The organism is Jeotgalibacillus sp. S-D1, from assembly GCF_004358665.1.
Lineage (GTDB): Bacteria > Bacillota > Bacilli > Bacillales > Jeotgalibacillaceae > Jeotgalibacillus.
Genome location: NZ_SMZR01000004.1, coordinates 14,803 through 39,650 on the forward strand (window position 1 = coordinate 14,803; position 24,848 = coordinate 39,650).

27 protein-coding genes are annotated in these 24,848 nt (G+C 40.9%); 19 read left to right on the forward strand and 8 right to left on the reverse strand.

What is annotated here, in order from left to right; translation table 11 throughout:
- The first annotated feature begins 14 nt into the window (after nucleotides 1–14).
- The 4 genes from hydA (at nucleotide 15) to E2R51_RS12870 (ending at nucleotide 4,272) form a co-directional block, all read left to right on the forward strand.
- The gene (gene hydA, locus E2R51_RS12855) at nucleotides 15–1,430 is read left to right on the forward strand and encodes a dihydropyrimidinase (protein WP_133377492.1); all 1,416 of its coding nucleotides are present in this window, start codon (nucleotides 15–17) and stop codon (nucleotides 1,428–1,430) included.
- 159 nt (nucleotides 1,431–1,589) lie between these two features.
- A complete protein-coding gene (locus tag E2R51_RS12860; RefSeq protein ID WP_133377493.1) occupies nucleotides 1,590–3,068 on the forward strand; it encodes an NCS1 family transporter in 1,479 nt (492 codons plus the stop codon).
- An 11-nt stretch (nucleotides 3,069–3,079) separates the two neighbouring features.
- Nucleotides 3,080–3,364, forward strand: coding sequence for a hypothetical protein (locus E2R51_RS12865; protein WP_133377494.1), 285 nt, complete (start codon nucleotides 3,080–3,082; stop codon nucleotides 3,362–3,364).
- Nucleotides 3,365–3,831: 467 nt separating this feature from the next.
- Nucleotides 3,832–4,272 (forward strand): PepSY domain-containing protein, encoded by a 441-nt coding sequence (locus E2R51_RS12870; RefSeq protein WP_133377495.1) that lies wholly within the window; start codon nucleotides 3,832–3,834, stop codon nucleotides 4,270–4,272.
- A 277-nt stretch (nucleotides 4,273–4,549) separates the two neighbouring features.
- Here E2R51_RS12870 and E2R51_RS12875 read toward each other — a convergent pair whose 3' ends face one another.
- The 3 genes from E2R51_RS12875 to bioB form a co-directional block, all read right to left on the reverse strand.
- Nucleotides 4,550–5,590 carry a M14 family zinc carboxypeptidase gene (locus tag E2R51_RS12875; RefSeq protein ID WP_133377496.1) on the reverse strand — a complete coding sequence of 347 codons (1,041 nt, stop codon included), beginning with the start codon at nucleotides 5,588–5,590 and terminating at the stop codon, nucleotides 4,550–4,552.
- Between the two features lie 30 nt (nucleotides 5,591–5,620).
- Nucleotides 5,621–6,820, reverse strand: coding sequence for a M14 family zinc carboxypeptidase (locus E2R51_RS12880; protein ID WP_483299937.1), 1,200 nt, complete (start codon nucleotides 6,818–6,820; stop codon nucleotides 5,621–5,623).
- 453 nt (nucleotides 6,821–7,273) lie between these two features.
- Complete coding sequence (gene bioB, locus E2R51_RS12885; RefSeq protein WP_133377497.1) at nucleotides 7,274–8,284, reverse strand: biotin synthase BioB; 1,011 nt, start codon at nucleotides 8,282–8,284, stop codon at nucleotides 7,274–7,276.
- 251 nt (nucleotides 8,285–8,535) lie between these two features.
- On the opposite strand from bioB, the gene E2R51_RS12890 reads away from it, so the two are divergent.
- On the forward strand, nucleotides 8,536–8,859 hold the full coding sequence (locus E2R51_RS12890) for a nucleoside triphosphate pyrophosphohydrolase (protein ID WP_133377498.1): 324 nt from the start codon (nucleotides 8,536–8,538) through the stop codon (nucleotides 8,857–8,859).
- Nucleotides 8,860–8,888: 29 nt separating this feature from the next.
- Nucleotides 8,889–9,872: an HNH endonuclease gene (locus E2R51_RS12895; RefSeq protein WP_133377499.1), complete on the forward strand. Its 984-nt coding sequence runs from the start codon at nucleotides 8,889–8,891 to the stop codon at nucleotides 9,870–9,872.
- 293 nt (nucleotides 9,873–10,165) lie between these two features.
- On the opposite strand, the gene E2R51_RS12900 is transcribed toward E2R51_RS12895, so the two are convergent.
- Both E2R51_RS12900 and E2R51_RS12905 read right to left on the reverse strand, forming a co-directional pair.
- Complete coding sequence (locus E2R51_RS12900) at nucleotides 10,166–10,801, reverse strand: pentapeptide repeat-containing protein (RefSeq protein WP_133377500.1); 636 nt, start codon at nucleotides 10,799–10,801, stop codon at nucleotides 10,166–10,168.
- Between the two features lie 334 nt (nucleotides 10,802–11,135).
- On the reverse strand, nucleotides 11,136–11,600 hold the full coding sequence (locus tag E2R51_RS12905) for a DinB family protein (protein WP_133377501.1): 465 nt from the start codon (nucleotides 11,598–11,600) through the stop codon (nucleotides 11,136–11,138).
- A gap of 113 nt (nucleotides 11,601–11,713) precedes the next feature.
- On the opposite strand from E2R51_RS12905, the gene E2R51_RS12910 reads away from it, so the two are divergent.
- The 11 genes from E2R51_RS12910 to E2R51_RS12960 all read left to right on the forward strand — a co-directional run bounded on the left by E2R51_RS12910 (nucleotide 11,714) and on the right by E2R51_RS12960 (nucleotide 21,714).
- The gene (locus E2R51_RS12910; protein WP_133377502.1) at nucleotides 11,714–11,941 is read left to right on the forward strand and encodes a hypothetical protein; all 228 of its coding nucleotides are present in this window, start codon (nucleotides 11,714–11,716) and stop codon (nucleotides 11,939–11,941) included.
- A 264-nt stretch (nucleotides 11,942–12,205) separates the two neighbouring features.
- On the forward strand, nucleotides 12,206–13,633 hold the full coding sequence (locus E2R51_RS12915) for a sucrose-specific PTS transporter subunit IIBC (RefSeq protein WP_133377503.1): 1,428 nt from the start codon (nucleotides 12,206–12,208) through the stop codon (nucleotides 13,631–13,633).
- 18 nt (nucleotides 13,634–13,651) lie between these two features.
- Nucleotides 13,652–15,121, forward strand: a complete 1,470-nt coding sequence (locus E2R51_RS12920; protein ID WP_133377771.1) for a glycoside hydrolase family 32 protein — start codon at nucleotides 13,652–13,654, stop codon at nucleotides 15,119–15,121.
- Nucleotides 15,122–15,165: 44 nt separating this feature from the next.
- Entirely contained in the window at nucleotides 15,166–16,188 is a 1,023-nt protein-coding gene (locus tag E2R51_RS12925; RefSeq protein WP_133377504.1) for a LacI family DNA-binding transcriptional regulator, read from the forward strand.
- Nucleotides 16,189–16,263: 75 nt separating this feature from the next.
- On the forward strand, nucleotides 16,264–17,952 hold the full coding sequence (locus E2R51_RS12930; protein WP_133377505.1) for a glycoside hydrolase family 13 protein: 1,689 nt from the start codon (nucleotides 16,264–16,266) through the stop codon (nucleotides 17,950–17,952).
- A gap of 202 nt (nucleotides 17,953–18,154) precedes the next feature.
- Nucleotides 18,155–18,796 carry a 2OG-Fe(II) oxygenase gene (locus E2R51_RS12935; RefSeq protein WP_133377506.1) on the forward strand — a complete coding sequence of 214 codons (642 nt, stop codon included), beginning with the start codon at nucleotides 18,155–18,157 and terminating at the stop codon, nucleotides 18,794–18,796.
- Between the two features lie 136 nt (nucleotides 18,797–18,932).
- Nucleotides 18,933–19,385 carry a MarR family winged helix-turn-helix transcriptional regulator gene (locus E2R51_RS12940; RefSeq protein ID WP_133377507.1) on the forward strand — a complete coding sequence of 151 codons (453 nt, stop codon included), beginning with the start codon at nucleotides 18,933–18,935 and terminating at the stop codon, nucleotides 19,383–19,385.
- Nucleotides 19,385–20,020, forward strand: a complete 636-nt coding sequence (locus E2R51_RS12945; protein WP_133377508.1) for a nitroreductase family protein — start codon at nucleotides 19,385–19,387, stop codon at nucleotides 20,018–20,020. The genes E2R51_RS12940 and E2R51_RS12945 overlap by 1 nt, the downstream gene beginning before the upstream one ends.
- 4 nt (nucleotides 20,021–20,024) lie before the next feature.
- A complete protein-coding gene (locus tag E2R51_RS12950) occupies nucleotides 20,025–20,321 on the forward strand; it encodes a putative quinol monooxygenase (RefSeq protein ID WP_133377509.1) in 297 nt (98 codons plus the stop codon).
- A gap of 139 nt (nucleotides 20,322–20,460) precedes the next feature.
- Nucleotides 20,461–21,018, forward strand: a complete 558-nt coding sequence (locus tag E2R51_RS12955; protein ID WP_133377510.1) for a DUF1697 domain-containing protein — start codon at nucleotides 20,461–20,463, stop codon at nucleotides 21,016–21,018.
- 138 nt (nucleotides 21,019–21,156) lie between these two features.
- Nucleotides 21,157–21,714 (forward strand): cysteine hydrolase family protein, encoded by a 558-nt coding sequence (locus E2R51_RS12960; RefSeq protein ID WP_133377511.1) that lies wholly within the window; start codon nucleotides 21,157–21,159, stop codon nucleotides 21,712–21,714.
- A gap of 415 nt (nucleotides 21,715–22,129) precedes the next feature.
- Here E2R51_RS12960 and hxlB read toward each other — a convergent pair whose 3' ends face one another.
- Together hxlB and hxlA are read right to left on the reverse strand one after the other, a co-directional pair.
- Complete coding sequence (gene hxlB, locus E2R51_RS12965; RefSeq protein WP_133377512.1) at nucleotides 22,130–22,687, reverse strand: 6-phospho-3-hexuloisomerase; 558 nt, start codon at nucleotides 22,685–22,687, stop codon at nucleotides 22,130–22,132.
- A gap of 9 nt (nucleotides 22,688–22,696) precedes the next feature.
- The gene (hxlA, locus tag E2R51_RS12970) at nucleotides 22,697–23,329 is read right to left on the reverse strand and encodes a 3-hexulose-6-phosphate synthase (protein WP_133377513.1); all 633 of its coding nucleotides are present in this window, start codon (nucleotides 23,327–23,329) and stop codon (nucleotides 22,697–22,699) included.
- A gap of 351 nt (nucleotides 23,330–23,680) precedes the next feature.
- Between hxlA and E2R51_RS19840 the strand changes: the two genes are divergently transcribed.
- Together E2R51_RS19840 and E2R51_RS12975 are read left to right on the forward strand one after the other, a co-directional pair.
- Complete coding sequence (locus tag E2R51_RS19840) at nucleotides 23,681–23,839, forward strand: hypothetical protein (RefSeq protein ID WP_165967220.1); 159 nt, start codon at nucleotides 23,681–23,683, stop codon at nucleotides 23,837–23,839.
- A 111-nt stretch (nucleotides 23,840–23,950) separates the two neighbouring features.
- Nucleotides 23,951–24,181 carry a KTSC domain-containing protein gene (locus tag E2R51_RS12975; RefSeq protein ID WP_133377514.1) on the forward strand — a complete coding sequence of 77 codons (231 nt, stop codon included), beginning with the start codon at nucleotides 23,951–23,953 and terminating at the stop codon, nucleotides 24,179–24,181.
- A gap of 100 nt (nucleotides 24,182–24,281) precedes the next feature.
- On the opposite strand, the gene E2R51_RS12980 is transcribed toward E2R51_RS12975, so the two are convergent.
- Nucleotides 24,282–24,842, reverse strand: coding sequence for a hypothetical protein (locus E2R51_RS12980; RefSeq protein WP_133377515.1), 561 nt, complete (start codon nucleotides 24,840–24,842; stop codon nucleotides 24,282–24,284).
- Nucleotides 24,843–24,848: the final 6 nt, after the last annotated feature.

A 24,848-nucleotide genomic window follows, 5' to 3' on the forward strand; every position in this document is an offset into this window, starting at 1 on the left:
AAAGGGGAATTCGTATGAAGAAAATAATCATAAACGGGATCGTTGTCACCTCAGGCGATATGTTTAATGCAGACATCGTCATTGATGATGGAAAAATCACCGCAATCGGCGTGGATTTGCCAAGGGGCGATATGGAGGTAGTTGATGCCAAGGGCTGCTATTTATTTCCGGGCGGGATTGACCCCCATACTCATCTTGAAATGCCGTTTGGGGGTACGGTCAGCAGGGATGATTTTGAATCAGGCACCATTGCAGCCGCATATGGGGGAACCACCACCATCATTGATTTTTGCTTAACAAATAAAGGGGAGCCCCTTCAAACTGCCATAGAAACCTGGCATGCCAAATCAAGAGGAAAGGCAGTCATTGATTACGGCTTCCACTTAATGATTGGGGAAATGAATGAACAGGTGCTAAGTGAAATTCCAAAAGTAATTGATGATGAGGGCATCTCCTCTTTTAAAGTATTTATGGCTTACAAAAATGTTCTCCAGGCAGATGATGAGACGCTTTTTCGAACGCTGGTCATGGCAAAAGAACACGGTGCCATGGTCATGGTTCATGCAGAAAACGGAGATGTTATCGATTTCCTCACCAAAAAAGCACTGGAAGCGGGGCATACAGACCCCATCTACCATGCCTTAACAAGGCCTTCCGAAATCGAAGGTGAAGCAACCGGAAGAGCCTGTTTATTAGCCGGATTGGCAGACGCGCAATTATATGTTGTGCACGTCACCTGCGCGGAAGCGGTTGAGAAAATAGCCGAAGCAAGGAGCAAGGGATTTTCTGTATACGGGGAAACCTGTCCCCAGTATTTAGTTCTCGATCAGTCAGCGCTTGAAAAACCGGATTTTGAAGGAGCAAAATATGTCTGGTCGCCTCCGCTTCGGGAGAAAAAGCATCAGGATGTATTATGGAACGCCCTAAAAACAGGACAGCTGCAAACCCTGGGCTCCGATCAATGCTCATTTGACTTTAATGGACAAAAGGACCTGGGAAAAGGCGATTTTACCAAAATACCAAATGGAGGGCCGTTTATAGAAGACCGCTTCAGTGTCCTGTTTTCAGAAGGTGTAAAAAAAGGCAGGATCACGCTTAATGAATTTGTCGATATCGTCTCAACCCGTTCGGCCAAGCTGTTTGGAATGTATCCGCAAAAAGGGACAATCGCTGTCGGAAGCGATGCAGACATTGTTATTTTTGATCCGGAAAAGGAACGTATCATTTCTTCAAAAACCCACCATATGGCAGTGGATTACAACGCCTTTGAGGGCATGGAAATTACGGGTGAACCCGTCTCGGTCCTATCCCGTGGTGAATTTGTTGTTAAGGACCGCCAATTTGTCGGTGAACTCGGGAAAGGACAGTACCTAAGAAGGGGAAGGCACATTCCGCATGCCATTCCGGCAAAACTGGAAATTTCACATTAATCCCGGATCAGCCTGCATTTACACAGGTTACTGAAAAGGTTTAAAAAGTTTTGGAACGGGCTCCTTACCTGATAAACAGGAGGGGCCCCTGTTTCCTTTTTACACACCTTTAAGCTGAACAATGGCTTTGTATATGCTAAAGAAAAGGGAGAAGTGCGAATGAAAAAAGCCTACTTGAAATCACCTGACTTGCTTCCAATTGCCCATGGGGAACGAAAGGTCGGTACGTTTGGTTTTGCTAATATGTGGATCGGAATGGCTGTAGTGCTGGCGGCTTTTGCCATCGGAGGGTCGGGTGTTCAATTTTTGCCACTTGGATGGGTCATTGCCGCAACCATTATTGGGTCGCTTGCGATTGGGTTTTTTATTACGCTCACAGGAGACATTGGCATTGAGCACGGATTATCCTTTCCGGTATACATGAGAGCTCCCTTTGGTACAATCGGCACACATATCCCATCTGTCGTGCGGGGCGTTACCGCATCCTTCTGGTTTGGAATTAATACGTATTTTGGGTCAGCCGCATTAAATGGTATTTTGTTTACATTAGTAGGTTTTGATAACTGGTTTTTATGTTATGTACTATTTGCAGCTGCTCAGCTGATTAACACGTCACTTGGCATTAAAGCGATTGAACGCTTCGCAGACCTGGCAGCCCCTATTATTATTTTGATTTCAATCTGGATGTACACTTCCCTTTCAGCGCATTCCGTTGAACAGGGAAGAAGCGTCTGGGCATGGGTGGAAAGCCCGGTAACCGGTGTTGCAGCTGCAACCGCTTTTGTCGTGGTGATTTTCAGCAATATGGGATTTTGGGCGACGCTGGCAGCAGACATCCCATCGATTTCCCGGTTTATCAAGGCTCCTCAATTTGAAAAAAACTGGTTTAAACGCAATAAAAGTGCGATCATCGGAAATATGATTGCGATGCCATTAACCCAAACATTTATGGTGGTCATTGGAGCCGTATCATATATTGCAGTTCAAAATTATGACCCGATCGTCGCGCTGCAGGAAGCAGCAAGCGGATTAATCCTGGCAGTTTTGCTGATTATGATTGTGTTTGCCCAGTGGTCCACCAATGTTGCCGCCAATCTTGTTCCGGCAGCTACCATTTTTTCAAATGTGGGAGGCCCCAAGGTACCTTTTTATGTAGGGGTGCTTGCAGCGGGGGTTATTGGGACAGCCGTTCAACCCTGGAATTTATTTAATATCCTCGTTCCGTTTTTACTGATCATTGGCGCTGTTCTGTCAGCGATCGTAGGCATTCTCTATGCTGATTACTACTTGCTCCGAAAAAGACGCGTCAACGTGCCGGATCTGTATGAAAACAATGGCCAGTACCGGTATCTAAACGGAGTCAATCTGGCAGGGATGATCTCATGGGTAATCGGAGGTCTAGCTGCCTACTGGCTGACCAACTACTCCTTTATCGTCGGCTTTGTCGTGGGAGCTGCCTGCTATTATGTTTTGGCAAAATACTGGTGGTTTAAAAAGTATCCGCAGCGTGAAATGGAGGACCCGAGTGATGAACTGTACTTAGGCGTCACCGTGGGACGTGACTGGGTCATTACAGAAAATGAAGATGTGATACTGAATGAAGCAGTCGGTGCTTCATTTACAAAAAAGAATGAGTAAGGAGGATGTCCATGAGTTCCCATCGAGAATTTGTACTGGAAAAAGAAAAAATTGATGCCATCAAAAGCCAGGGCTATCAAATCAACACAGTGACAGAATCCCTGGACGGCGCCTTAATTGAATTTAAAAAACGGGACAATGAAGAGGACAAAGAACTGCTTCTGCTCACTACAGCGGATGGACGGAAGTACCTCTCCACACTTGTCCTTGAACAGCAGCTTGAGCAGCAGGGAATTCTTCAGCAGCAACAACCGCCCAACGAACCGCTCCAGCAACAGCAGCAACAGCAGCAATGAAAGGATCCTGGCAGAGAAGTGCTCTGTCAGGGTTTTTTTGACCCTAAAATGGGTGTTGGATCGTGCGTTCTGCATTTAAACGCGGATGTTCTACACTTCAAAGTAAAACTTCTACGCTAAAACTCCGATGTTCTACACTTCAAAATGAAAGTTCTACATGTAAAACGAAAAGTTCTACATTTCATTGGCGGTCTGACCTCTAATTCAGGTTTACTTCGTATCAAGATGGGCGTTCGGGAGGGCGTTCTACACTTAGTTTCGGATGTTCTACACTTCAAAGTGAAGCTTCTACACTTCAACCTGGATGTTCTACATTTCAAACTGGAACTTCTACGTGTAAAACGAAGAGTTCTACATTTCACCACCCATCCGACCCCAAATATAGTTTAATAATGCAAATAAAAAACCGTGATAATGAAGTAAGCCGGATAATAGAATAAGTAAAAACATGTGAAGGAACAACCAAAATGAGACCTTTAAAAAGATCCATGATCGCTGTCATTATTTCAGGTGTATTATTTGTTCTCTTTCTTGACAACATGTACTACGCAAATGTGATGAACTTCAGTCTTCTGGCAGGCATGACAATGGGTGCTTTAATTGCCGTTATTTCAACAAATCTAACAAAAGGAACCTTACGATCAGCATTTTTAGGAGGTGTACTGCTCCTTTTATGCATCTCCATTACCATTCCTAATCTTACATATGATCAGGCATCTGAGTTGGTTCAAAACAATTACCCAGGTCAAATACTTAATGCTGGCTTTTCAAAAAAGGTCCCTATAAAAGATGGAGAATTCACCTTAATTATGCCAAGGAGTTTTTATCTGTTTTCGCTTGAGCATGATGAAGGTACACAACAATACATAGTGAATCCTAATACAGGGAAGATTGCACTTCTTCATTAATTTGATGTCATTTCAAAATTAAAACCTGCAGCTAAGTTTAATGCTTAGCTGCCGGTTTTACTTATTGAGATTCAGAAGGCAGAAGTTCTACACTTCATTTGAAAAGTTCTACATGTAAAAATAATCTTTCTACATCTCGTCCCCGGCCGCATTCATTTTTTTACCCTCACTTAACTTAATTCCCCCTCCGGGTAAATGCATGAAAGAAAAAACTTAAGACCTGAGCCCCGGCAAGGAACGAACTCAGGTCTTAAAATAATCTTCAGGTCTTACCTATTTATTCAGTCATACGAGTTGTTTGCTCACTCAGTGTATCCCAGAAGGAAACATCTTTTGTCTCAATTGAACCGTCTGCAATTGCACGAACGGTTGAATCGAGCGTGACGATGGTTTGTTTGATCAGATAGCCATTGCTTTTTTGGCCTAAAACATAATCTTCACGGTAGTGATCGGACATGCCGCGCATTTCAAATAGCAGAGTGGATATTCCATATTCTACGGCAATTCCGTTACGGCTGATGGTTTCAGCAGATCCTCCGACATATTTACCGAGATGGCCCCAGCCGGTTGAGTCAACGGCATCAAATACAACTGCACCCAGCTGTTTTGACTTTTGAACAACTTCAGGATCTGCGTTGGGTGTTGTTGGGTACAGAATGGAGCCTGATACCAGTTCTCCGTCGCGTTCACTGTTCGCGCCCTGATGATGAAGGTCGATCATATAATCAATATCATATTTTTGCATTACGTTGGAATGAAGAGCTTGCGTTTCAGGCTGGATTTTGTCTATATGATCACGATTTAAGTCAATTTCATTTGCATTGTAGCGGGTCAGATTTCTACCGCCACTGGCAATGTAGTCATCCAGTGAAAAGTTTACGTCGCCCATAGCCCCGTCAGCATTCAGCATTGGAACGATTAAAATGTTTACATTATCAGTTACACCCTTCATTTTCCCGGTTCCAAGATGCTTGATAAATTCAAGAGCACCTTCCGTTGTCAGCTGCTCGTTTCCGTGCTGCTGTGTCAGAAACAGAATGGTTGGATTATCCGGGTTTTTTATGTATTTAGCCAGATAAAGGTCACGGCCCTTTACACTCTGGCCAATTACTTCAAGTTCAAGATCCTTTTGTTTGGCTTCCTGCGTTTTGAGGTAGCTGACCATCTCTTCATAGGTGTGAAGAATGGATGTGTTAATGGTTTCATTCCCGCCATACCCTGGGCCATTTCCTACTGCCTGTGCTGCAGGGGATGCAAGGGGAGAGGCACTGAACACCAATGCGCCAGCGATCGATAAGGTTAAGATGCTTTTTTTCATTTCATTTCCTCCTAAGTTGTGTGGAAAAATTTAGTTTGTCGGGCTGTAAGATGTCAAAGGGATCTTTTCGTAATCTTCCGGATTTAATATTTCGACGGAACCGTCTGCTACAGATCCAACGATGGCGCTAAGGCCCCGTTCAACTGATTTTACAAGCAGTCCTTTTTCTTTTTGTCCCATCATTTGTGTTTGTCCTCTTACCTCAAAAAGTACCGTTCCGCTGCCGTTAAGAGCATAGCTTCCGAGTGCTGTTCCAGGCAGATCTAGGCCCTGTGAATATAAAGAGATATTTTTAAATCGGGAATTGCCGTACGATTGCAGCTCGTTATAAGCAGCAACATTTAATTGTCTTGAGAAGTCATAATCATAGTTATCCGCATACTCTGCATATTTTGATCCTTCAGGTGTGGTCGGATCTGGAACAAATTGAGCAGATAACGAGAGAGTCACTTCATCGTCTGTGCCATCTACGTAATACATGCCCTGGTGATGGAGGTCAATGAACACATCCACTTTGCCATACTCTGCCTGCAATGATTTATAAACATCACGTGATACCTGGGATTCCGGTGTAATGAACCATCCCGGTGTATTGGAAGCTCCAGGGAAATCTGCTGCTTGCGGGACATAATTTAGATCAGGGTTAAAATCACGGTTTACATCAAAACCAGGATTTTCTCCATAGTTGTAGCTTTGGCTGATGCCGCGGTCCAGGTAGTTCCAGGAAGGGGTGGCACCAGCAAGTTGAGGAAAGTCCTCTACAGCCTCGCTCCATGTCATGCTGTTGCGGCGCTTGTCACCTTCAGAGGCATCGGGATTCATCATCGGCATAAATACGATCGTTAACTCGTCTCGAATCTGCTTTGATTCTTTCGAGTTATTTGACAATGTTTTAAGCAAATTAAGGATTGCCACAGTACCCGTCTTTTCATTGCCGTGAATTTCACTTTGGATCAAAATAACCTTATCCCCGGTCCCAACCGTAGCTGTGTATATGTCCAGACCCTTATTTGACTGGCCTGCCACCTCCACATGTACGGCTCCTTTGCTTGTTTTTTCAATTTGATTCAACTTTTTCTGCAGTTCACTGTAATCAATAAAGCCTGAAATGGAATAGTCATGATGATGCGAATCCGGTTGACTGGTGGTTTCAACCGCATATGCAGGCATTGCGAGGGCTGTACATAAACTTAAAACGCCGATCGTCGTAATTAATTTTTTCTTCCTCAAATCCATCATCCCTTCTTGTTACCAATTTTTTGTCCCGTGAAAATAAAATAATTTAACAAGCCCTTTTTCACCCTCCTTTTCCAACTGTTACATACTTACCCAGTAATAATAGCAAATGAGAAATGAGTTGTGTTTCATATTTGAATATTCAGATCTTTCGTATTGTTTATTGCTGAAATGAACTCCTGACATTTAAATAGTAAGTCCTGTTTAGAAGTTTTGTTTCGTAGGTCGAAGTATATAAAGGTGTTTTTATGGGGGTTGTTTTACAAGAAAAGAACTTTTTTATTAACACAAAAAACGTGCAGTGGAAAGGTTTTAGTACTACATTGATAGAATGATTTTTCTCTAATTAATGGGATGTCTTTTATCTTAGATGTAAGTGTAAAAAACCTCTAATTCCTATTACAGGAATTAAAGGTTTTTTAAGAGGGATCGTAGATAACCATCTATTTATTCTGCTCCCGCCGCCATACTCGCCTTCATTTCCTCAACTGACTCTATCTCAAACCCCAGATCAATCAGCATACGTTCATCTTCGGTTTCCTCTTGACCAGCGGTGGTGAGGTAGTCTCCTACAAAGATGGAGTTGGCTGCAAAGAGTCCCAGAGGCTGAAGGGAACGGAGGTTAACCTCGCGGCCGCCTGAAATTCGGATTTCCTTTGTTGGATTGATGAAGCGAAACAATGCCAGGACTTTTAAGCAATAAAGCGGGTTTAAGTCCCGTACATTTTCCAAAGGCGTGCCATCGATGGCATGCAGAAAATTGACCGGAATAGAGTCTGCATCGAGAACCTTCAGGCTGAGGGCCATATCCACTACATCCTGCTTCGTTTCCTTCATTCCGACAATAACCCCGGAACAAGGTGACATCCCGGCTGCTTTTGCATGCTCCACAGTCGCCACGCGATCATCATATGTATGGGAAGTCGTAATATTCTCATGGTTCCGCTGGGATGTATTGATATTATGATTGTAGCGATCAACCCCGGCTTCCTTTAATTTCTCAGCCTGTTCAGGTTTTAGAAGACCCAGGCACGCGCATATTTTCATACCATACGTATCCTTAATTTCCTTTACTGCTTCCACCACCTGGCCAACCTCCCGATTCGATGGACCACGACCGCTTGCCACAATACAGTAGGTTCCTATGTTCATGTCATAGGCACGCTTTGCTCCTGCAAGAAGGGTATCCTTATCCACCATTCTGTACGATTCGATAGGTGCCTTTGAAATAGAAGATTGAGAGCAATAGCCGCAATTTTCCGGACACAGCCCGGACTTAGCATTGATAATCATATTAAGCTTTACTTTTTTCCCGTAATACTGTTTTCGAATCCTGAATGCAGCGTGCATAAGCAGCAAAACATCTTCATCCGGACAATCGAGGATTGATAGGGCTTCTTCATTCGTCAGTTCCATTCCAGCAAGCACCCGGTCTGCAAGCTCTGTCCATTGGTTCATGTGCGTCCCCTCCGTTTATGTAAGAAATGGTTATATGTTAACCATTAATATAAAAAGGTTAACTCTTTTCTATTTAGGATTCAACTCTTATTTCAAATGTTTAGGATATACTGACTCAATAAAACAGAAATTTGATCGCTGTGTTTCACGTGAAAACGACATAAAACGATGTATTGCACCAGCTTTATTCTCCAATTTTTTGAAGTGGATGGTACAATATAATCATTAAATACCTAATAGGAGAGTGCTGCATGCCTGTTTACAACAAATTAGTCAGAGATCGTATCCCTGAAATTATTGAACAGTCAGGAAGCAAAAGTATTGTGAAAATATTAGATACTCCAGAGTATTTAGTTGAACTGAAAAATAAAATGCACGAGGAACTGGAAGAGTATAAAAAAGCTCAAACGGATGAAGAAGCAATTGAGGAACTGGCTGACATATTGGAATTAGTTTATGCAGCTGCCCGGAACCATGGGGCTGCACCTGAGGAATTGCAAAATGTCCGGGAAGATAAGAGGCTAAAACGTGGAGGGTTTGAGAAAAGACTATTTCTTATTGAGGCAGAGGACTAAGTAAATGGGGTCCTTAGAAAGGAGCATTCATGAGCTACAAACTGCAAATTGGGGAAATGAAAGCTTCTTACGTTACGGATAAGGAAATTTGGAGTCATTTCAATTATATCTTTTCACCAAGATCTAAAAATTCTACTACATATAAGTTTGTTTTGATTAAATCAATAATTGAGAATTTGTACAATGTAAACGATGAGCTTGAACTTAATTACTTTAATTTATTTGGCAGCTTTACAAAGATTTATTGGAATCTTGTGATTCATCATCAATTAAATCAAATCAATATGACTGGGAAGCAGGCAGAAGTACAGAAGATTCTTTTGGAGTTTCAAGATAAGCACGGAATTGATTCTTCGTTTGTATTTGACAAATTGTCTGATGAACTGCAGCTAAAGATCATTACGAGTGTGACTAAGCGCTGTAAGATCAATGTGATGGGTGCAATTTATGGAGATACGGCCGGCAGTATCTACGATTTTGATAATAAAAAAGAGATGATTAGATTGAATGCTTCCTTTTACTCTTTTATGCAACGGTTCCAGAAGGTGCTTACTTATCTGACGAACTATCAGCTAGCTTTATTTTTAGAGAAATTTAATGGATATGGAGATACGACGGGGTTGTTAATAAAGGTTGAAAATGTATCGAAGCGTTCATCGTTAAATAAATTTTATAAAATTCTTACTTCCTTTTATACAGGTTCCTGTTTTTATTGCGGGAGAAGTAAAAGCGGGGCCCATGTTGATCACTTTATTCCCTGGAGTTTTGTGCAGGCGGATCAGCTTTGGAATCTAGTCATTTCCTGCAGCGGCTGCAATCTTTCTAAAAATGATAAACTGGCTGCTGATGTTTACCTGCTGGCGCTAATAGATCGTAATCAGGAGCTTGTCTCCAAACAGCAAATTCAGGTTAGGGAAGATATGAAAGTATACACGTCCATGAAATTGAAGTCTTTATATCATTATACAGTTGAGAATGGGTATACGGCGTATTGGGCACCGAAGGGGAGTTAAAGGCTTTACCCGATCAAAAATTTGCAGAAAAGGTTTGGATGAGGATGGGAAATGTGTCTCATCCTCTTCTAACCGGTTCACTGCGCTTCAGGCGGACACTTTCCGCAGGGACGGCGCTGAGCCCTCCTCAGGCTTCGCCTTGCGGGGTCTCAAGCGGAGTCAAATCCTGCAGGAGTCGCCGCCTTCCGCTCCGCTCACCTAGTCGTTACAATTAAATCAGACTCAATTTATATGATTTATAGAGTTATGTCCCAACCTCGTTTTCTAAACAAGTAAAGAACTTATATCCATAATCACTCCACAATTACCAGCCCCAGCAGCGCAGCAAATTGAATAGCCTGATGAGTGGATACTTTACAGCCTTTCAGATCCTCCAGAGATAGAATAAGTGATTCGAAAGTGGAAGAACTGATATCGACTGTTTTGAGCGGCGTTCTTTCAAAATTTGAGCTGTTGATATTGCATGCATTAAATTCAACTTTCTTGAACAGGCATTCATAAAAATCAGAGCTCTCCAGTGAAGCATTTTGAAATTGGACTTTTTCAAGTTTGGAATTCCCAAATGCAGATAAATTCAGGATGGATTCTTCAAATAATACATTGCCAATACGTGAATCTGTGAAATCGACGCCTACAAATTTGCAATTGTTAAAGGTGGTTCTGTGAATGGAGGATTTACTCAGGTTGGCGTTGGAGAAATCACAGTTTTCAAAGTGAACATCTGTCATGCTGATGTTTGTAAAGTCGGTCTCGTTAAAGCGGCAATTTTTGATTACCATGGCAGACAAATTCACTTTATGCAGCTCTTTTTTTTCAAAGTCAGCATCGTTGATCGTACACATGTCGAGCTCCGGGTATTCTTCATAAAAGATATCGTTAAAATTTCTTAATGGTAAGTCGTTTGGGATTTTGGGTGTGATGATTTTCATTGTATGACCTCTTTCTGATTCGCCAGGAGTTAAACGAATGTCTTTAGTCATAGTGTAGTAAAGGATTCAATTAATAAATAGACTATATTTTTGGGAGAAGTTGTGTGCAAGTACATTTTAAGAGGTTCTACGTCATTTACATGAACGATGGCTGAGTACAGGCTTGAAAATATGTATAAACCATCTATCCAGCAGGTGACTACAAAGTAAAAGCCTCGCTGCTAAGCAGTGCTCAGCAGCGGGAATTTGTAAAATGAGGCTGTTGATTATGTTTCACATCTTCAATCAAGAGTCGATGACAGAAAAATTAATAAAATGGCCATAAACATTATTCTTATTTCGCTATTTTACGAATATAAGCGATTTGACCAATATGGTACGCATTATGTGTTGCGGCATTTGAAATGATTGCCCACCATTCGGCTTTTTCCGGAAAGCCCGTAACACTTTTTAATAGTTGGTCAGCATCAATAATTTCCTGCCAGTAGAGCAGTGTGGTGAGCAGTTTATCTTTTAATGCAGAGAAAGTTATTTCTTCCCTAATAAGAAAGGTACCAGTGTTATCATTGGTTGCTGGAACTGCATTTACATGATTTGCGTTGTATCTTACTTGCCAGGTATCGTTCCAATAGATTAGATGCTGTACAATCTCAGCAATACTATGACTGCCATCGTCAGGCTTCCAAAACGCTTCTTCTTCAGAGAGTCCATCCACTGAATCAGAAAATGCACTATACCAGCTTGAATCATTTGCATTGGCTAAAAGTTGATCTAATAAAAGTGTTTTTACATCAGACATGTATTGGTCATCTCCTTAAAAGTAAGATTTTAACTTAGTATATCAGTTTTAATTCTATAGAGTGGGCAGAGTGTGATTGATTATTTGGGCAAACATAAGGGGGAGGAATATAAATGAGCAATATTGATAAAAGAAACAAGTTGAACGAAAATCCTTTTGAATATACAGTGACTAAGGATGAAAAGGTGTTTGTTTCATATGAAGGAAAACAGATCAAATCGTTAAAAGGCAAAGAGGCGAAGCGTTTGCTGTCGAAGCTGCAAAGTGCTGGAACAGAGAAGGACATTCAACTGCTGCTCGCAAAGATTACGGGGAATTTTAAGCGGGGGAATGAGAAGTAATTTAAAGTTATACTTCTGGTGCTTCAGTTGCAGGTTTATCCAGGGAGCTATTTTACCCTTGATTGCTTTACGTATTAAGCGATTAACTATTAGCCATTTCCTGTTAATTATTTTGTGTTGACAACGGTTTCATAGGTGGATATAATCACAGAATAATAGAATGTAAAGCTTTACATTTAGCGCTTACATAAATAAGCGTTTTGTTTTCCACGTAAAATGTAAAGCTTTACATTTTACAGATGAACTGTGAAGGAGCGAGTATAAATGAATTACAAACAGATTGCTGAGAACATATTGGTGGCTATTGGGGGCACAGAGAACGTAGCTGCTGCTGCTCATTGTGCAACAAGGTTGCGGTTAGTGCTGCGCGATAATAGTCTTGTGGATGAGAAACTGTTAGAAGAAATTGATGCTGTGAAAGGAACATTTGCTTCTGAAGGTCAGTATCAAATTATTATTGGTACAGGTACGGTTAATGAGGTGCATCGAGAATTTGCGAAATTAACTGGTATTGATGATATGTCAAAAGAGGATTTGAAGAAGGAAGGAACCAAGAAATTAAATCCTGTTCAGCAATTTGTTAAAATGCTGTCTGATATTTTTGTTCCGATTTTACCGGCGATTGTAGCTGGTGGTTTATTAATGGGGATTTACAATATTTTTTCTTCTCCTGATCTGTTTTTTGAAGGTCAATCCTTAATTGAGGTTTATCCGAATTTGGCTGACTTGGCTGCAATGATTAATACGTTTGCCAATGCAGCATTTGTCTTTTTGCCCGTACTGATTGGATTTTCTGCTACTAAACGATTTGGTGGAAATCCGTATTTAGGTGCTGTAATGGGAATGATTATGGTTCATCCTGATTTACTGAATGGCTGGGGTTATGGCGGAGCTGTTGCAGAAGGTGAGATCCCAACGTGGAATATCTTTGGGCTTGAGGTTGGAAAGATCGGTTATCAAGGAACTGTATTGCCTGTTTTAGCTGCATCGTTTGTGCTTGCAAAGCTTGAAAATCTCTTCCGAAAAGGGATACCTGCAGCGTTGGACAATTTATTAACCCCTCTACTGACAGTTTTAGTAACGGGAGCTTTAACATTTACACTCATCGGTCCAATTATGCGGGCGGGAGGAAATCTGTTAACAGATAGTCTTGTGTGGTTATATGACACATTAGGTTTTGTTGGCGGTGCGTTATTTGGACTTGTGTATTCACCGATTGTCATTACGGGGATGCATCATAGTTTCATTGCGGTTGAAACTCAACTGCTGGCTGATATTGCTCGAACGGGCGGGTCCTTTCTATTTCCGATTGTGTCCATGTCCAATGTGGCTCAAGGGGCTGCAGCGCTGGCAGTTTTATTTATTACAAAGAATGCAAAAATGAAAAGTTTAGCATCGGCATCAGGCATATCAGCGATGCTCGGGATCACTGAACCTGCAATGTTCGGTGTGAATTTAAAATTACGCTATCCATTTTATGCTGCATTGATTGGATCAGCTGTCGCATCTGCCTATATTACCCTTTATCAAGTGAAATCCGTAGCGCTTGGACCTGCTGCTCTCCCCGGTGTAATTGCAATCCGTCCGGATGTGATTGGGCATTTTGTGATCGGGTTAATTATATCAATTTCGGTGACGTTTGCTGTGACTATTTTATTCTCAAAGAAGATGAAATCAGCAGAGAAAGTATAAGGTAAGGAGAGGGTTATGGTGGAATGGACTACAGAACAGCGCTATCGCCGTTTATCGGACGCGAGTGAGGATGAAATAAAGGAATTAAAAAAACAGGTGGATCAGAGTCAGTGGCGTCAACATTTTCATATTCAGCCGGAAACGGGTCTTTTAAATGATCCAAATGGTTTTTCGTATTTTAATGGGGAATATCATTTGTTTTATCAATGGTTTCCTCTTGGGCCTGTCCATGGGATGAAGCATTGGTATCATGTGAAATCAACCGATCTTGTGCACTGGGAGCAGGTTGGCCTGGCAATTGAGCCGGAGATGTATTTTGAAAGCCACGGTGCGTTTTCAGGAAGCGGTCTTGAGGTAGGAGACGCTCTGTACTTGTTTTACACAGGTAATACCCGCGATGAAGAGTGGGTGAGAAAACCTTATCAGTGTATGGCAGTGATGAATAAAAATGGACATATTACAAAGTTTAATGAAGCTGTGATAGATGGCTCGCCAAGTGGTTATTCCGAGCATTTCCGTGATCCGAAATTATGGAAAGATGGGGAAGATTTCTTTGCTGTCATTGGAGCTCAAAGAACTAATGAAACAGGAACCGTACTACTATACCGCTCAAAGAATTTGACCGATTGGAATTTAGTTGGAGAAATAAAAACCGATCTTTCTTCATTCGGATATATGTGGGAATGTCCAGATTACCTGGAAATAGCAGACAAAGGAATATTTATTTTTTCTCCTCAAGGAATTGAAGCACAGGGGGATCTTTACCAAAATATTTATCAATCAGGCTATTTGCTTGGTGAAAAGCTGGATAATAAAACGGGCGAATTTATTCATGGTCCGTTTGTCGAGCTTGATCGAGGCTTTGACTTTTATGCACCTCAAACAATGCTCGATCCTGATGGAAGAAGAGTACTGGTTGGATGGATGGGGCTTCCTGAAGTTGAGGATCCTTCTGCTCAGGATGGATGGAGCCACTGTCTAACGTTACCGAGAGAACTAACGTTGAAGGGCAATAAAATGATTCAGCGTCCTGTGAAGGAGCTTGAAAAACTGCGCCGCAATAAATGCGAATTGACAGATCGGTTAGCTGGTGAGACAAAAAAATATGATCATTTTACTGGTGAAACGTACGAAATGATCGTTGAGTTTGATCACCTTGATGCGTCCCAGTTTGGGTTGGAATTGCGAACAAATGGCGAGCAAAAGACAGTAATCGCCTATGATTCAGTTGAGAAGAAAGTCATCGTTGACCGCACGGCAGCTGGTACACCGGTTGGAGAAGAATATGGTACAGTAAGAAAGGCTTCCCTTGACGCAAACAAAGTGAAATTTCACGCCTTTGTAGACGTTTCTTCTATCGAGGTTTTTGTAAATGATGGGGAAGAAGTATTTACTTTGCGTATATACCCGCAAACCGATAGCAAGGGCATTCACTTTTTCGCTAAAGGTGGAGAAGTGGCATTTCAAGCGGTAAAATGGGATTATTAAATGCTGATCTTACGTAATAAGACAGCTGTGACTGGGTGATAAACATGAGAAAAGACATTAATATAAGTGAAGTAGCCAAAAAAGCAGGAGTGTCGATTGCCACTGTTTCCCGGGTTTTTAATAATTCGGGTCCTGTGAAGGAAAGCACGAGAAAAGCGATTCAGAAAATTATTGAAGAAACAGGGTATCTGCCAAATGTACTGGCAAGAGAATTGGCTGAAAAAAGAACCAATTTAGTGGGAATGATCGTTCATAACCTTTCTGGTGAAGGGATGTCACGTGCCATTGAAGGGGTTAATCGTGTTTTGGATTCCAATAGCTACAGCTTATTAATGACTTGTTCGAATGGCAGTTTGGAAAGCGAACGAAAGCATTTTGAGTTATTGCGTTTAAAACGTGTCGACGGGATTATTTTCGCCACGAGAAGTTTTAAAGAGGAGCATAAGGACATGATTGAAAAGCTCCCAGTTCCAGTTGTGGTTATGCTGCAAAACACGGAGAATGCGGGTGTACCTTTTGTTGCTTTTGCAAATACGGCTTTTGCTAAGGGGGCCACTCAAAAACTGATTGAACTTGGACATCGAGAGGTTGCTTTTCTTGGAGGTCCGGAAGATTCAGTCAATGCTAATGAACGAAAACGCGGCTTTATTGAAGCGCTTGAGGATGCAGGGATTGCGGTTGAGGAAGATTTCATCTGTCACGGGAATTATCATATTGAATCCGGATATGAACAGATGAAGACCATTCTGAAACGCAAAAAAATTTTCACAGCAGTAGTTGCAGTTAATGATGGAATGGCAATTGGAGCGTTAAATTGCCTTCAGGATCACGATGTGAAGGTGCCGGAAGAAGTATCTGTACTCGGCCTTGATGATACTGTTTTGGCGAAAGCGTCAAGGTTAAAACTTTCCGGTGTTCATTATTCCTATAACGATCTGGGATTTGAAGCGGCTCAAATGTTATTAAAACAAATGCAATCAGAAGTCTATGATTTTGAAAAAAAGGTTTTGCCATATGAAATTCATCTAAGAGAATCGGTTCAAGCAAGAACTCATTACAAGAACTAATTAACTGCCAGATCAACTGGCGGTTTTCTTTTTTATAATATGTAAAGCTTTACATTGTTAAGGGAGCGGAGTTTAATGAAAAACCAAACCAACCAGTGGTGGAAAGAAAGTGTTGTATATCAAATTTATCCGAGGAGCTTTTATGACTCAAATAAAGATGGGATCGGGGATATTAAGGGAATCATTTCGAAGCTGGATTATTTAAGCGAGCTTGGGGTTGATGTTGTGTGGCTTTCACCTGTTTATGAATCGCCCAATGATGACAATGGCTATGATATCAGTCATTATGAAAGGATCATGGACGATTTTGGCACAATGGATGATTGGGATCAGCTGCTGAATGATATGCACGAGCGCGGGATGAAGCTTGTGATGGATTTAGTCGTGAATCATACGTCTGATGAGCACGCATGGTTTGCTGAGGCACGAAAATCAAAAGATAATCCATACCGAGATTATTACATTTGGCGTCCTGGAGAAGAAGGTAGTAAACCTACTGACTGGGAGGCATCGTTTGGCGGATCTGCGTGGGATTATGATGAGAAAACCGAAGAATATTATTTACATATGTTTTCGAAAAAACAGCCTGATTTAAACTGGGAAAATCCTGAGATGCGTTCGTCCATTTATGACATGATGAAATTCTGGCTTGATAAAGGAATTGATGGCTTCCGAATGGACGTCATTAATATGATTTCAAAAAAAGAATTCCTTTCTTCTTATCAAGACTATCACAATGGTTCAATTGAAAAGAAGAATTATGAATTTAATGGGGCTCGTGTCCATGATTTTTTACAGGAAATGAATCAGGAAGTGCTGTCGCATTACGATGTGATGACAGTAGGGGAATGTCCCAGGGTGTCGCCGGATCTTGCCAGGCTTTACACAGATGAAGCGCGAAACGAATTAAATATGGTGTTTCAATTCGAACATATGGGTCTCGATAAAATTAAGGGGAAATCGAAGTGGGATTTAAAACCGCTGCGTTTGCTTGATTTAAAACAGAACCTGACAAAATGGCAAAAAGAACTTGAGCAAATAGGCTGGAACAGCTTGTATTGGAATAATCATGATCAGCCACGGGCGGTCTCACGCTTTGGTGATGACACTACTTACCGCAGGGAATCAGCGAAAATGTTAGCCACAGTTCTTCATATGATGAAAGGTACCCCGTATATCTATCAAGGGGAGGAAATCGGGATGACAAATGTTCACTTTGATTCCATTGATTCTTATAAAGATATAGAGACACTAAACATGTACAAGGAACGGATATTGGGTCAGGATGAAAAGGATGTCATGCATGCGATTCATGTTAAGAGCCGTGATAATGCCAGAACTCCGATGCAATGGGATGCAACACATAATGCTGGTTTCACGGAGGGAACACCATGGATTGAAGTGAATCCAAACTTCACTGACATTAATGTAGAGCAGGCATTGCTCGATCAAGATTCAATTTTTCATTATTATAAGAAACTAATTGAGTTAAGAAAGCAGCACGAAATCATCGTGCATGGGAAATACGATTTGATTCTTGAAGATCACCCGGCCATTTTTGCTTACACTCGCACCTTAGGAAACGAAATGCTTTTAGTTGTGAATAATTTTTACTCAGACAATGTACCATTTATTCTTCCGGATACAATTCATGTGGATAATTATGAGCTGATGATTTCAAACTATGAAGTACCCTGTGGAGAACAGATAAAGGAATTTAATCTGAGATCTTATGAGTCCAGGGTGTATAAATTAACGATATAAATAGATGGGGCCAGACTCCGGGCAAAGTAACGCTTTGCCCGGAGTCTGGCTCCATGTTCGTTTAAAAAAAGCTTTTTTAAAAAAAGAAAAATAATCTATTAGTTGGGATATAAGAGCAGTAATTTTATGGTAAGTATATGATATAATAGACAAAGTTAACACAATTTTCTGCCATTTAACTCTAGTAAGGAGTTGTAGAATCATGACAATTGATAGTAAGGAACTAACCATTTTTGATCATATTGGCAACAGGATAGTAACAGAAGATAGAGAAATTAATATAATAGCTAAATTTGAAGAGCCGCTGATTGTCATCTTGGGAGATGTTTTGAGTGATGAAGAGTGTGAGCAGCTAGTTCTATTGTCCAAGGACAAAATGAACCGTTCTAAAATAGGAAAGTCACATGAGGTAAATGAGATCAGAACAAGCAGCAGTATGTTTTTTCAAGATAGTGAAAATGACCTCATCACGAAACTTGAAAAAAGAATATCTTCTATTATGAATATACCCGCCGAACATGGAGATGGTGTACAAATTCTGAAATATACCCCTGGTCAGGAGTATAAAGCTCATTTTGATTTTTTCACATCTAAAAGTAAAGAAATCAAAAATAATCGAATTAGCACCATTATCATTTACTTAAATGATGTGGAACAGGGGGGAGAAACTTTTTTTCCTAAACTGAATTTATCGATTTCTCCGCGAAAAGGAATGGCTGTCTATTTCGAGTATTTCTATAATGACCAAACCATAAACGAGCTGACTTTACATGGGGGAGCGCCGGTTATAGAGGGGGAAAAATGGGTAGCAACACAATGGATGAGAAGACAAAAAATAGAATGAGGTGAACTTTATGGGTTTGCTTGAAGATGACATACATGGTCATCTTCAAGCAAACCCATTGACTTTTCTTCTGATGCAAGTTATTATTTGATACGTCAATGATTGATAGGTCAATTAATTATTTTTTAGGAGGTGGATGCGGTTGGCAGAACAATGTGCAGGAAAAGAAAGTGTGCTGCTTCGGCTTCATGATATCAATAAACGGGTAGCGCCAAAGTTTGAAAGCTGCATGGGAATAAGTCAGACAAGGCTTGCAATATTGCAGCGGCTATTTGAGGTCGATGAGATTAGTCAGAAGGATCTTCAGCTAAGTGTGAAGGTGGACCATGCGGCAGTGACACGTCATTTAAAGCAGATGGAGGAGCATGGCACGATTTCCCGTCACAAAAATGCTGCGGACAATCGGGTCACCTACGTTCGGCTAACAGATGAAGGACGTTCACGAATTGCGCATTATTGTGCGGAAAAAACGCATTTTATCGAGCAATTATTTGATGGTTTTTCAGAAGAAGAATCCAATCAGCTGAACTTGCTCCTTGAGAGAGTTCAGTACAACATAGAATTTATACAGAAACGGGAGATGAAATAATGAATACAACAAAAGTAAACGATTTTAATGAAATTATTACAGGACGCCGTTCGATCCGCTATTACGATCCAACGGTCAAAATCAGCAAGGAAGAAATGAAGGAAATTCTTCAGGAAGCTTCATTAGCACCATCATCTGTCAATCTTCAGCCATGGCGATTTCTTGTGATTGATTCACCGGATGGCAAAGCAAAGCTTGCGCCAATCGCTCGTTTTAATCAGTCGCAGGTGGAATCGTCCGCAGCAGTGATTGCGGTTTTTGCAGATATGAAGAGCGACAACTACCTGGAAGAAATTTATTCTAAAGCGGTTGAAAAAGGATATATGCCTCAGGATGTAAAAGAGCAGCAAACTGCAGCAATCAGCGGTTATTTCAAAGCGATGACGTATGACCAGCTTAAGGAAATGAACCTGATTGATGGTGGACTCGTATCAATGCAGTTAATGCTTGTGGCGCGTGCACACGGCTATGATACCAACCCAATCGGCGGCTATGAAAAAGACAAAATAGCTGATGTATTTGGCATGGATACAGAACGCTACTACCCGGTAATGCTTATCTCAATCGGAAAGGCTGCGAACAGCGGCTACTCATCTGTACGTCTTGATGTAGACCAAATCGCAGAGTGGGCGTAGACTTATGATCATCACACATGTTCACTTTCAAATTCAGCCGGAAAAGGAAGCCGAATTCTTACAGGAAATGATATCGCTAATGGCGGAATCAAGAAAAGAAGAAGGCAACCACCAATATGAACTAATGAAAAGCCTGGAGCAGGACTTCGCTTATACCATGGTTGAAGTATGGGAAAATGAAGAAGCAGTTCAGGCACACAACGAAAGCGCGCACTTCAAAGCATTTGTGCAAAATGCACCAGCTTATCTTGCTGCCCGCTTAAAGGTAGAAAGCTACTCGGGAAGCGCGATAAATAACTAAAGCATTGACGACCGGACATTGAGTCCGGTCTTTTTTTGTATGATGATATTGGAAAAGTACTTAATGTTGCTTATCTTGCAGGAACTTCATATGTCCAAAAGAAACTATATATATGACGATTAAAGAAAGGCGGACGAATATGACAATCTATCTTGCACTACTAAGAGGCATTAATGTTGGCGGTCATAATAAGCTGAAAATGGCGGAACTGAGAACTTCTCTTGAGTCGCTTGGATTACAAAATGTGAAAACTTATATCCAAAGCGGGAATGTTCTGTTTGGATGGAATGATGGTGCAGAAATTTTACATAAACAGATAGAGTCAAAAATAGAAGAGGATTTTGGAATATCAAGTGCAGTGATTATCAGAACAAAAGAGGAACTGCAGGAAATTATTAATCATTGTCCATTTAGTGAGCAGGATATATCAAAAGCGGCATCTTCCGCTAAAGGGGAGTCACTTCACGTTGCGCTGCTGCAGGAGATTCCTTCAAATGAGGGAATTGATAAGTTATCAGCCTGTGTAAATGAAAGAGAGCAGTGTGCAGTAAACGGAAGGAATATTTACCTTTTATTCCATGACAGCATTCGCAATTCAAAGCTTGGCAATCAACTCAATAAAATTGGTGTGCCCGCTACTGTCCGCAACTGGAAAACGTTAAACAAGCTTTTGAGTATGTCAGAAGAGCTGGATTGAAGTGTGATACTAAAAAGGAATTTATCTATCTCTGGCGAAGTAAGTTAAGAAAGCAGAAGGGGGCGGTCTTTATGTTCATTAAAATGGAAGATTCGTTTAATAGAAAGTATGAAATTAAATTGAAAAGGAGTTTTGCTATTGAAACAGGCATTGCTGATTATTGATGTTCAACAGGAATTAGTCGAGGGAAATCAGGAAGAGAAGTGTGTATTTAATAAGGAAGGATTGTTGGATAATATTAATTTAGTAATTGAAAAAGCACTGACATTAAATCACCCCATCGTTTTTATCAGAGATAAAGATGTCGCTGAGGGAAAAGGTCCGGGATTTAATATCCATCAAAGATTAAACGTGCCAGCATCGTCGGTTGTATTCGATAAAGAAGCAACAAATTCGTTTTATGGAACACCTTTATTAGGCTACTTAAAAGAAAAAGGGATTAAACATCTTGTGATCATGGGATGCCAAACCGAACACTGCATCGATACTGCAGTGCGAACGGCTACGGTTAATCAATTTGACGTCACATTAGTGGGCGATGGCCATTCCACCACAGGCTCCGACATCCTATCAGCTAAGCAGGTTATAAGCCATCACAATAAAATTCTGCATGGCCATTACAATGTAGATCATTTTTCTGTTGTTCGGACTGTTGATGAGGATTTGTTTGAACCGATTCATAATAATTACCGATAAAGGATTAATGTATAAATATTTAGGCGCGGATCTGGATTATAGATTTGCGTCTTTTTTAGAGTGAAATCAATCAGGGAGGACTGATCGATAAACGCAGAAACTTGAGCGATAAGTTCAGAAAATTGATCGATATAATTAGAAACTTGATCGATAAAACTCTTTATAGTGCTTAGATGTTAGATAAACCTTCAAACAAAAGCGATATATTTATGATGATGTGCGATAAAAGGGAAAAAGTGATCGATAAATAGGAAAAGTTGATCGATAAATAGGAAAAGTTGATCGATAAAAGTCTCCGTCTACTACGCAGAAGATTCACTAATGATGTTGAATAAACTAAATCAATTTCCACCTGCTATATATGCCTCTAAATTAAAACAACCGAAAGTCCATTAAGAACTTTCGGTTGTTTTATTTATTCTAGATTAGCATGTTTCCCATACATCGTATTGGAATCCAGACCTTTTTTCTCCATGAAGCGCAGAATAACGGCATCAAAGAATACTAAAAGGGTCTGTTCGAAAAGTGATCCCATAGGCTGAATGGTTTTATAGTCACTGGTCGATTTATCTTTTGGCGAGCCAGGCATTTTCACTACCTGGTCCGCTAATCCGCCAATTGTTGATTCAGGGTTAATGGTTACGGCAATGACCGTTCCACCTAAGCTTTTTGCTGTTTCAGCCATTGACACTAAGCTTTTTGTTTCTCCTGAGCCTGAAGCTATGATGAGGATATCATCTGTTTCCAGATTGGCGGTAACCGTTTCACCGACCACATAAGCATCAATTCCCATATGCATCATACGCATAACGAAGGATTTGCCCATGAAACCGGATCTGCCGGCTCCTGCCACAAAGATTTTTTTTGCCTGAAGAATTTGATTCACCAGCTGCTCAGCCTGCTCGTCTGATAGTAAGTCAGCTGCGCGACTTAGCTCATCAAGAATTTCATTAAAATATTGAGTAGTCTGCATAATGAATGATTAACCTTGTGTGATTAATTCTTTCATTTTAGCAGCTGCAGCTTCTTTGTCGTCTTGTCCGGTAATACCGCCCCCGACAATGATTAGGTCCGGTTGCGCTTTGATTACTTCTGGAAGTGTTTCAAGTTTAATTCCGCCTGCAACAGCTGTTTTTGCGTTTTTTACAACGCTTTTAATTGTTGCCAGATCTTCAAAAGAGTTTTGACCAGCTGCTTGAAGGTCATAGCCAGTGTGTACGCAGATATAGTCTACGCCAAGTGCGTCAAGTTCTTTTGCACGTGTAGCAATATCTTTTACAGCGATCATATCAACAAGGATTTGTTTACCTTGTTTTTTCGCTTCTTCAACAGCGCCTTTGATTGATGCATCTTCAGCAGCACCTAGTATGGTCACGATGTCAGCGCCTGCAGCAGCAGCCTGGCTTACTTCATAACCCGCAGCATCCATAATTTTAAGATCCGCAAGTACTGTCAGATTAGGGAATGCAGCTTTCATTTCTTTCACTGCTTTAAGCCCCTCATTGATCACAACAGGAGTACCAATTTCGACTACGTCTACATGCTCTTCTATTTCTTTCACCAATTCAATGGCTTGTGGAATATTTACAAGGTCTAATGCTAGTTGTAATTTCATTTACCGAACACTCCTAAAAATTATTGTACAGATGTAATAGATCCTGGGTGCTTACAGAATAAATTAAGTCAGCTTTCGCTTTTTCTGCACTGAAATTAGTATAAGTCCTATAAGCTGATAATGTAAGTACGCACTTTTAACTTACATAGTGATAAAAAGTATACTGTCTGCTGTGCCGGGGATGAAGAAGGCAGGAAAGGGACTAAATTATCTCCTTCTCGCAATGTGCAGTAAAATTTGTTCTATTTTTGTCTTTTATTCGGAGCTTTTGTCGAGTGTATTTCGAAATATCAAACGGGAATTTATAATAGTAGTAACGGTGTGGGGGACGAATGGCAGAGGGTGTATTTAATGCAATATTATGATACTACCTTCTCTATTAATATAAGGCTTTGTGGAAATTTGGTGCTGGTAATTACATCATTACACAGCATTTATTGGAGCTGCTGGTGTGAGACGCCTGTTGGATTAGTGGAAGAGGTGGAAGTTAATAAAACGGCATCCCGTTAAGATGACTCATTTCTGCCCCGCAAAAAGCGAGCGCCTGCAACCCAAAACAACCAATTAAATTTACCAGAGCTGAAAAAGAGGCACCATACTAAACGCAAGGGCGGTGAAAAAATGAAAATGCAGCCTGTAAAATCTTCTCTAATTATCGCGGTTGGCTACGATGAATCTTTTGAGATTTTACGTATTCAATTTCGGGTAGGAACATATGATTATTATAGCGTGCCGAAATTCCTTTATGAGAATCTCATGAGTGCTTTTTCCAAGTCTCGCTACTATGCTTTATTTATACAGGATTCGTACGCTTATTCCCCATTCGTAAAAGAACGGGAATTAACCTATTAAGATAATAAAAAAGGTTTCCACGTGAGAGTCAGCCAAACTCTTCCGATGGGAACCTTTTTTATTTTTAACTTCTCTTTTTTTAAGTGGGTTCAGGCGGCCTTTACGTAAAATAAGGATTCGAATAATCAGGGAGAATAAATAGGACCCCGACAGTGATGATGGATTTTTCAGCGCTGCAAACCTCTATATCTTTAATGTAGGCGTAAGCTTCGGTCCTTTCTTTACAGTAATCCGCACTTGGACATTCATCGCCAGGTGAGTAGCCTAGTGTGCGGTTTACACTGACGGAGCCGGTACAGGAAAAGGGATGATTTACGATTTGAATATGATTTTGCCCATTGTTGTAAAAGGTGGGAGCATAAAAGGAAGCTACGTAACTAATGCTCCCAATTGCTTTTACTTCGTTCATATCGGCGGGCGAATTCATTGCCTGTGGAACCGCGCAGCAATCGAGGAAAAAGAAGTCAGCACCAATATCCATAAAACCCTGTGGGAATTCAACCATTGAACCGGTTGCCAGCGTGACGGTGCTGCTATCATGGATGACCCGATGCGGCTGTTCAATTCGTTTCAGTAAGTGTTCCACCTCTTCATGGCTGCACTGTTTTTTAGCTTCAAGGTCTTTTCTTAACTCAGCAAGCCGATCCTCTCTCTCATGCACTGTTAT

Bases quoted from the DNA above. Each gene is read 5' to 3' on its own strand.
- hydA (WP_133377492.1), top strand. From the start codon at position 15: ATGAAGAAAATAATCATAAACGGGATCGTTGTCACCTCAGGCGATATG.
- E2R51_RS12860 (WP_133377493.1), top strand. From the start codon at position 1,590: ATGAAAAAAGCCTACTTGAAATCACCTGACTTGCTTCCAATTGCCCAT.
- E2R51_RS12865 (WP_133377494.1), top strand. From the start codon at position 3,080: ATGAGTTCCCATCGAGAATTTGTACTGGAAAAAGAAAAAATTGATGCC.
- E2R51_RS12870 (WP_133377495.1), top strand. From the start codon at position 3,832: ATGAGACCTTTAAAAAGATCCATGATCGCTGTCATTATTTCAGGTGTA.
- E2R51_RS12875 (WP_133377496.1), bottom strand. From the start codon at position 5,590: ATGAAAAAAAGCATCTTAACCTTATCGATCGCTGGCGCATTGGTGTTC.
- bioB (WP_133377497.1), bottom strand. From the start codon at position 8,284: ATGAACCAATGGACAGAGCTTGCAGACCGGGTGCTTGCTGGAATGGAA.
- E2R51_RS12890 (WP_133377498.1), top strand. From the start codon at position 8,536: ATGCCTGTTTACAACAAATTAGTCAGAGATCGTATCCCTGAAATTATT.
- E2R51_RS12895 (WP_133377499.1), top strand. From the start codon at position 8,889: ATGAGCTACAAACTGCAAATTGGGGAAATGAAAGCTTCTTACGTTACG.
- E2R51_RS12900 (WP_133377500.1), bottom strand. From the start codon at position 10,801: ATGAAAATCATCACACCCAAAATCCCAAACGACTTACCATTAAGAAAT.
- E2R51_RS12905 (WP_133377501.1), bottom strand. From the start codon at position 11,600: ATGTCTGATGTAAAAACACTTTTATTAGATCAACTTTTAGCCAATGCA.
- E2R51_RS12910 (WP_133377502.1), top strand. From the start codon at position 11,714: ATGAGCAATATTGATAAAAGAAACAAGTTGAACGAAAATCCTTTTGAA.
- E2R51_RS12915 (WP_133377503.1), top strand. From the start codon at position 12,206: ATGAATTACAAACAGATTGCTGAGAACATATTGGTGGCTATTGGGGGC.
- E2R51_RS12925 (WP_133377504.1), top strand. From the start codon at position 15,166: ATGAGAAAAGACATTAATATAAGTGAAGTAGCCAAAAAAGCAGGAGTG.
- E2R51_RS12930 (WP_133377505.1), top strand. From the start codon at position 16,264: ATGAAAAACCAAACCAACCAGTGGTGGAAAGAAAGTGTTGTATATCAA.
- E2R51_RS12935 (WP_133377506.1), top strand. From the start codon at position 18,155: ATGACAATTGATAGTAAGGAACTAACCATTTTTGATCATATTGGCAAC.
- E2R51_RS12940 (WP_133377507.1), top strand. From the start codon at position 18,933: ATGCGGTTGGCAGAACAATGTGCAGGAAAAGAAAGTGTGCTGCTTCGG.
- E2R51_RS12945 (WP_133377508.1), top strand. From the start codon at position 19,385: ATGAATACAACAAAAGTAAACGATTTTAATGAAATTATTACAGGACGC.
- E2R51_RS12950 (WP_133377509.1), top strand. From the start codon at position 20,025: ATGATCATCACACATGTTCACTTTCAAATTCAGCCGGAAAAGGAAGCC.
- E2R51_RS12955 (WP_133377510.1), top strand. From the start codon at position 20,461: ATGACAATCTATCTTGCACTACTAAGAGGCATTAATGTTGGCGGTCAT.
- hxlB (WP_133377512.1), bottom strand. From the start codon at position 22,687: ATGCAGACTACTCAATATTTTAATGAAATTCTTGATGAGCTAAGTCGC.
- hxlA (WP_133377513.1), bottom strand. From the start codon at position 23,329: ATGAAATTACAACTAGCATTAGACCTTGTAAATATTCCACAAGCCATT.
- E2R51_RS19840 (WP_165967220.1), top strand. From the start codon at position 23,681: ATGCAATATTATGATACTACCTTCTCTATTAATATAAGGCTTTGTGGA.
- E2R51_RS12975 (WP_133377514.1), top strand. From the start codon at position 23,951: ATGAAAATGCAGCCTGTAAAATCTTCTCTAATTATCGCGGTTGGCTAC.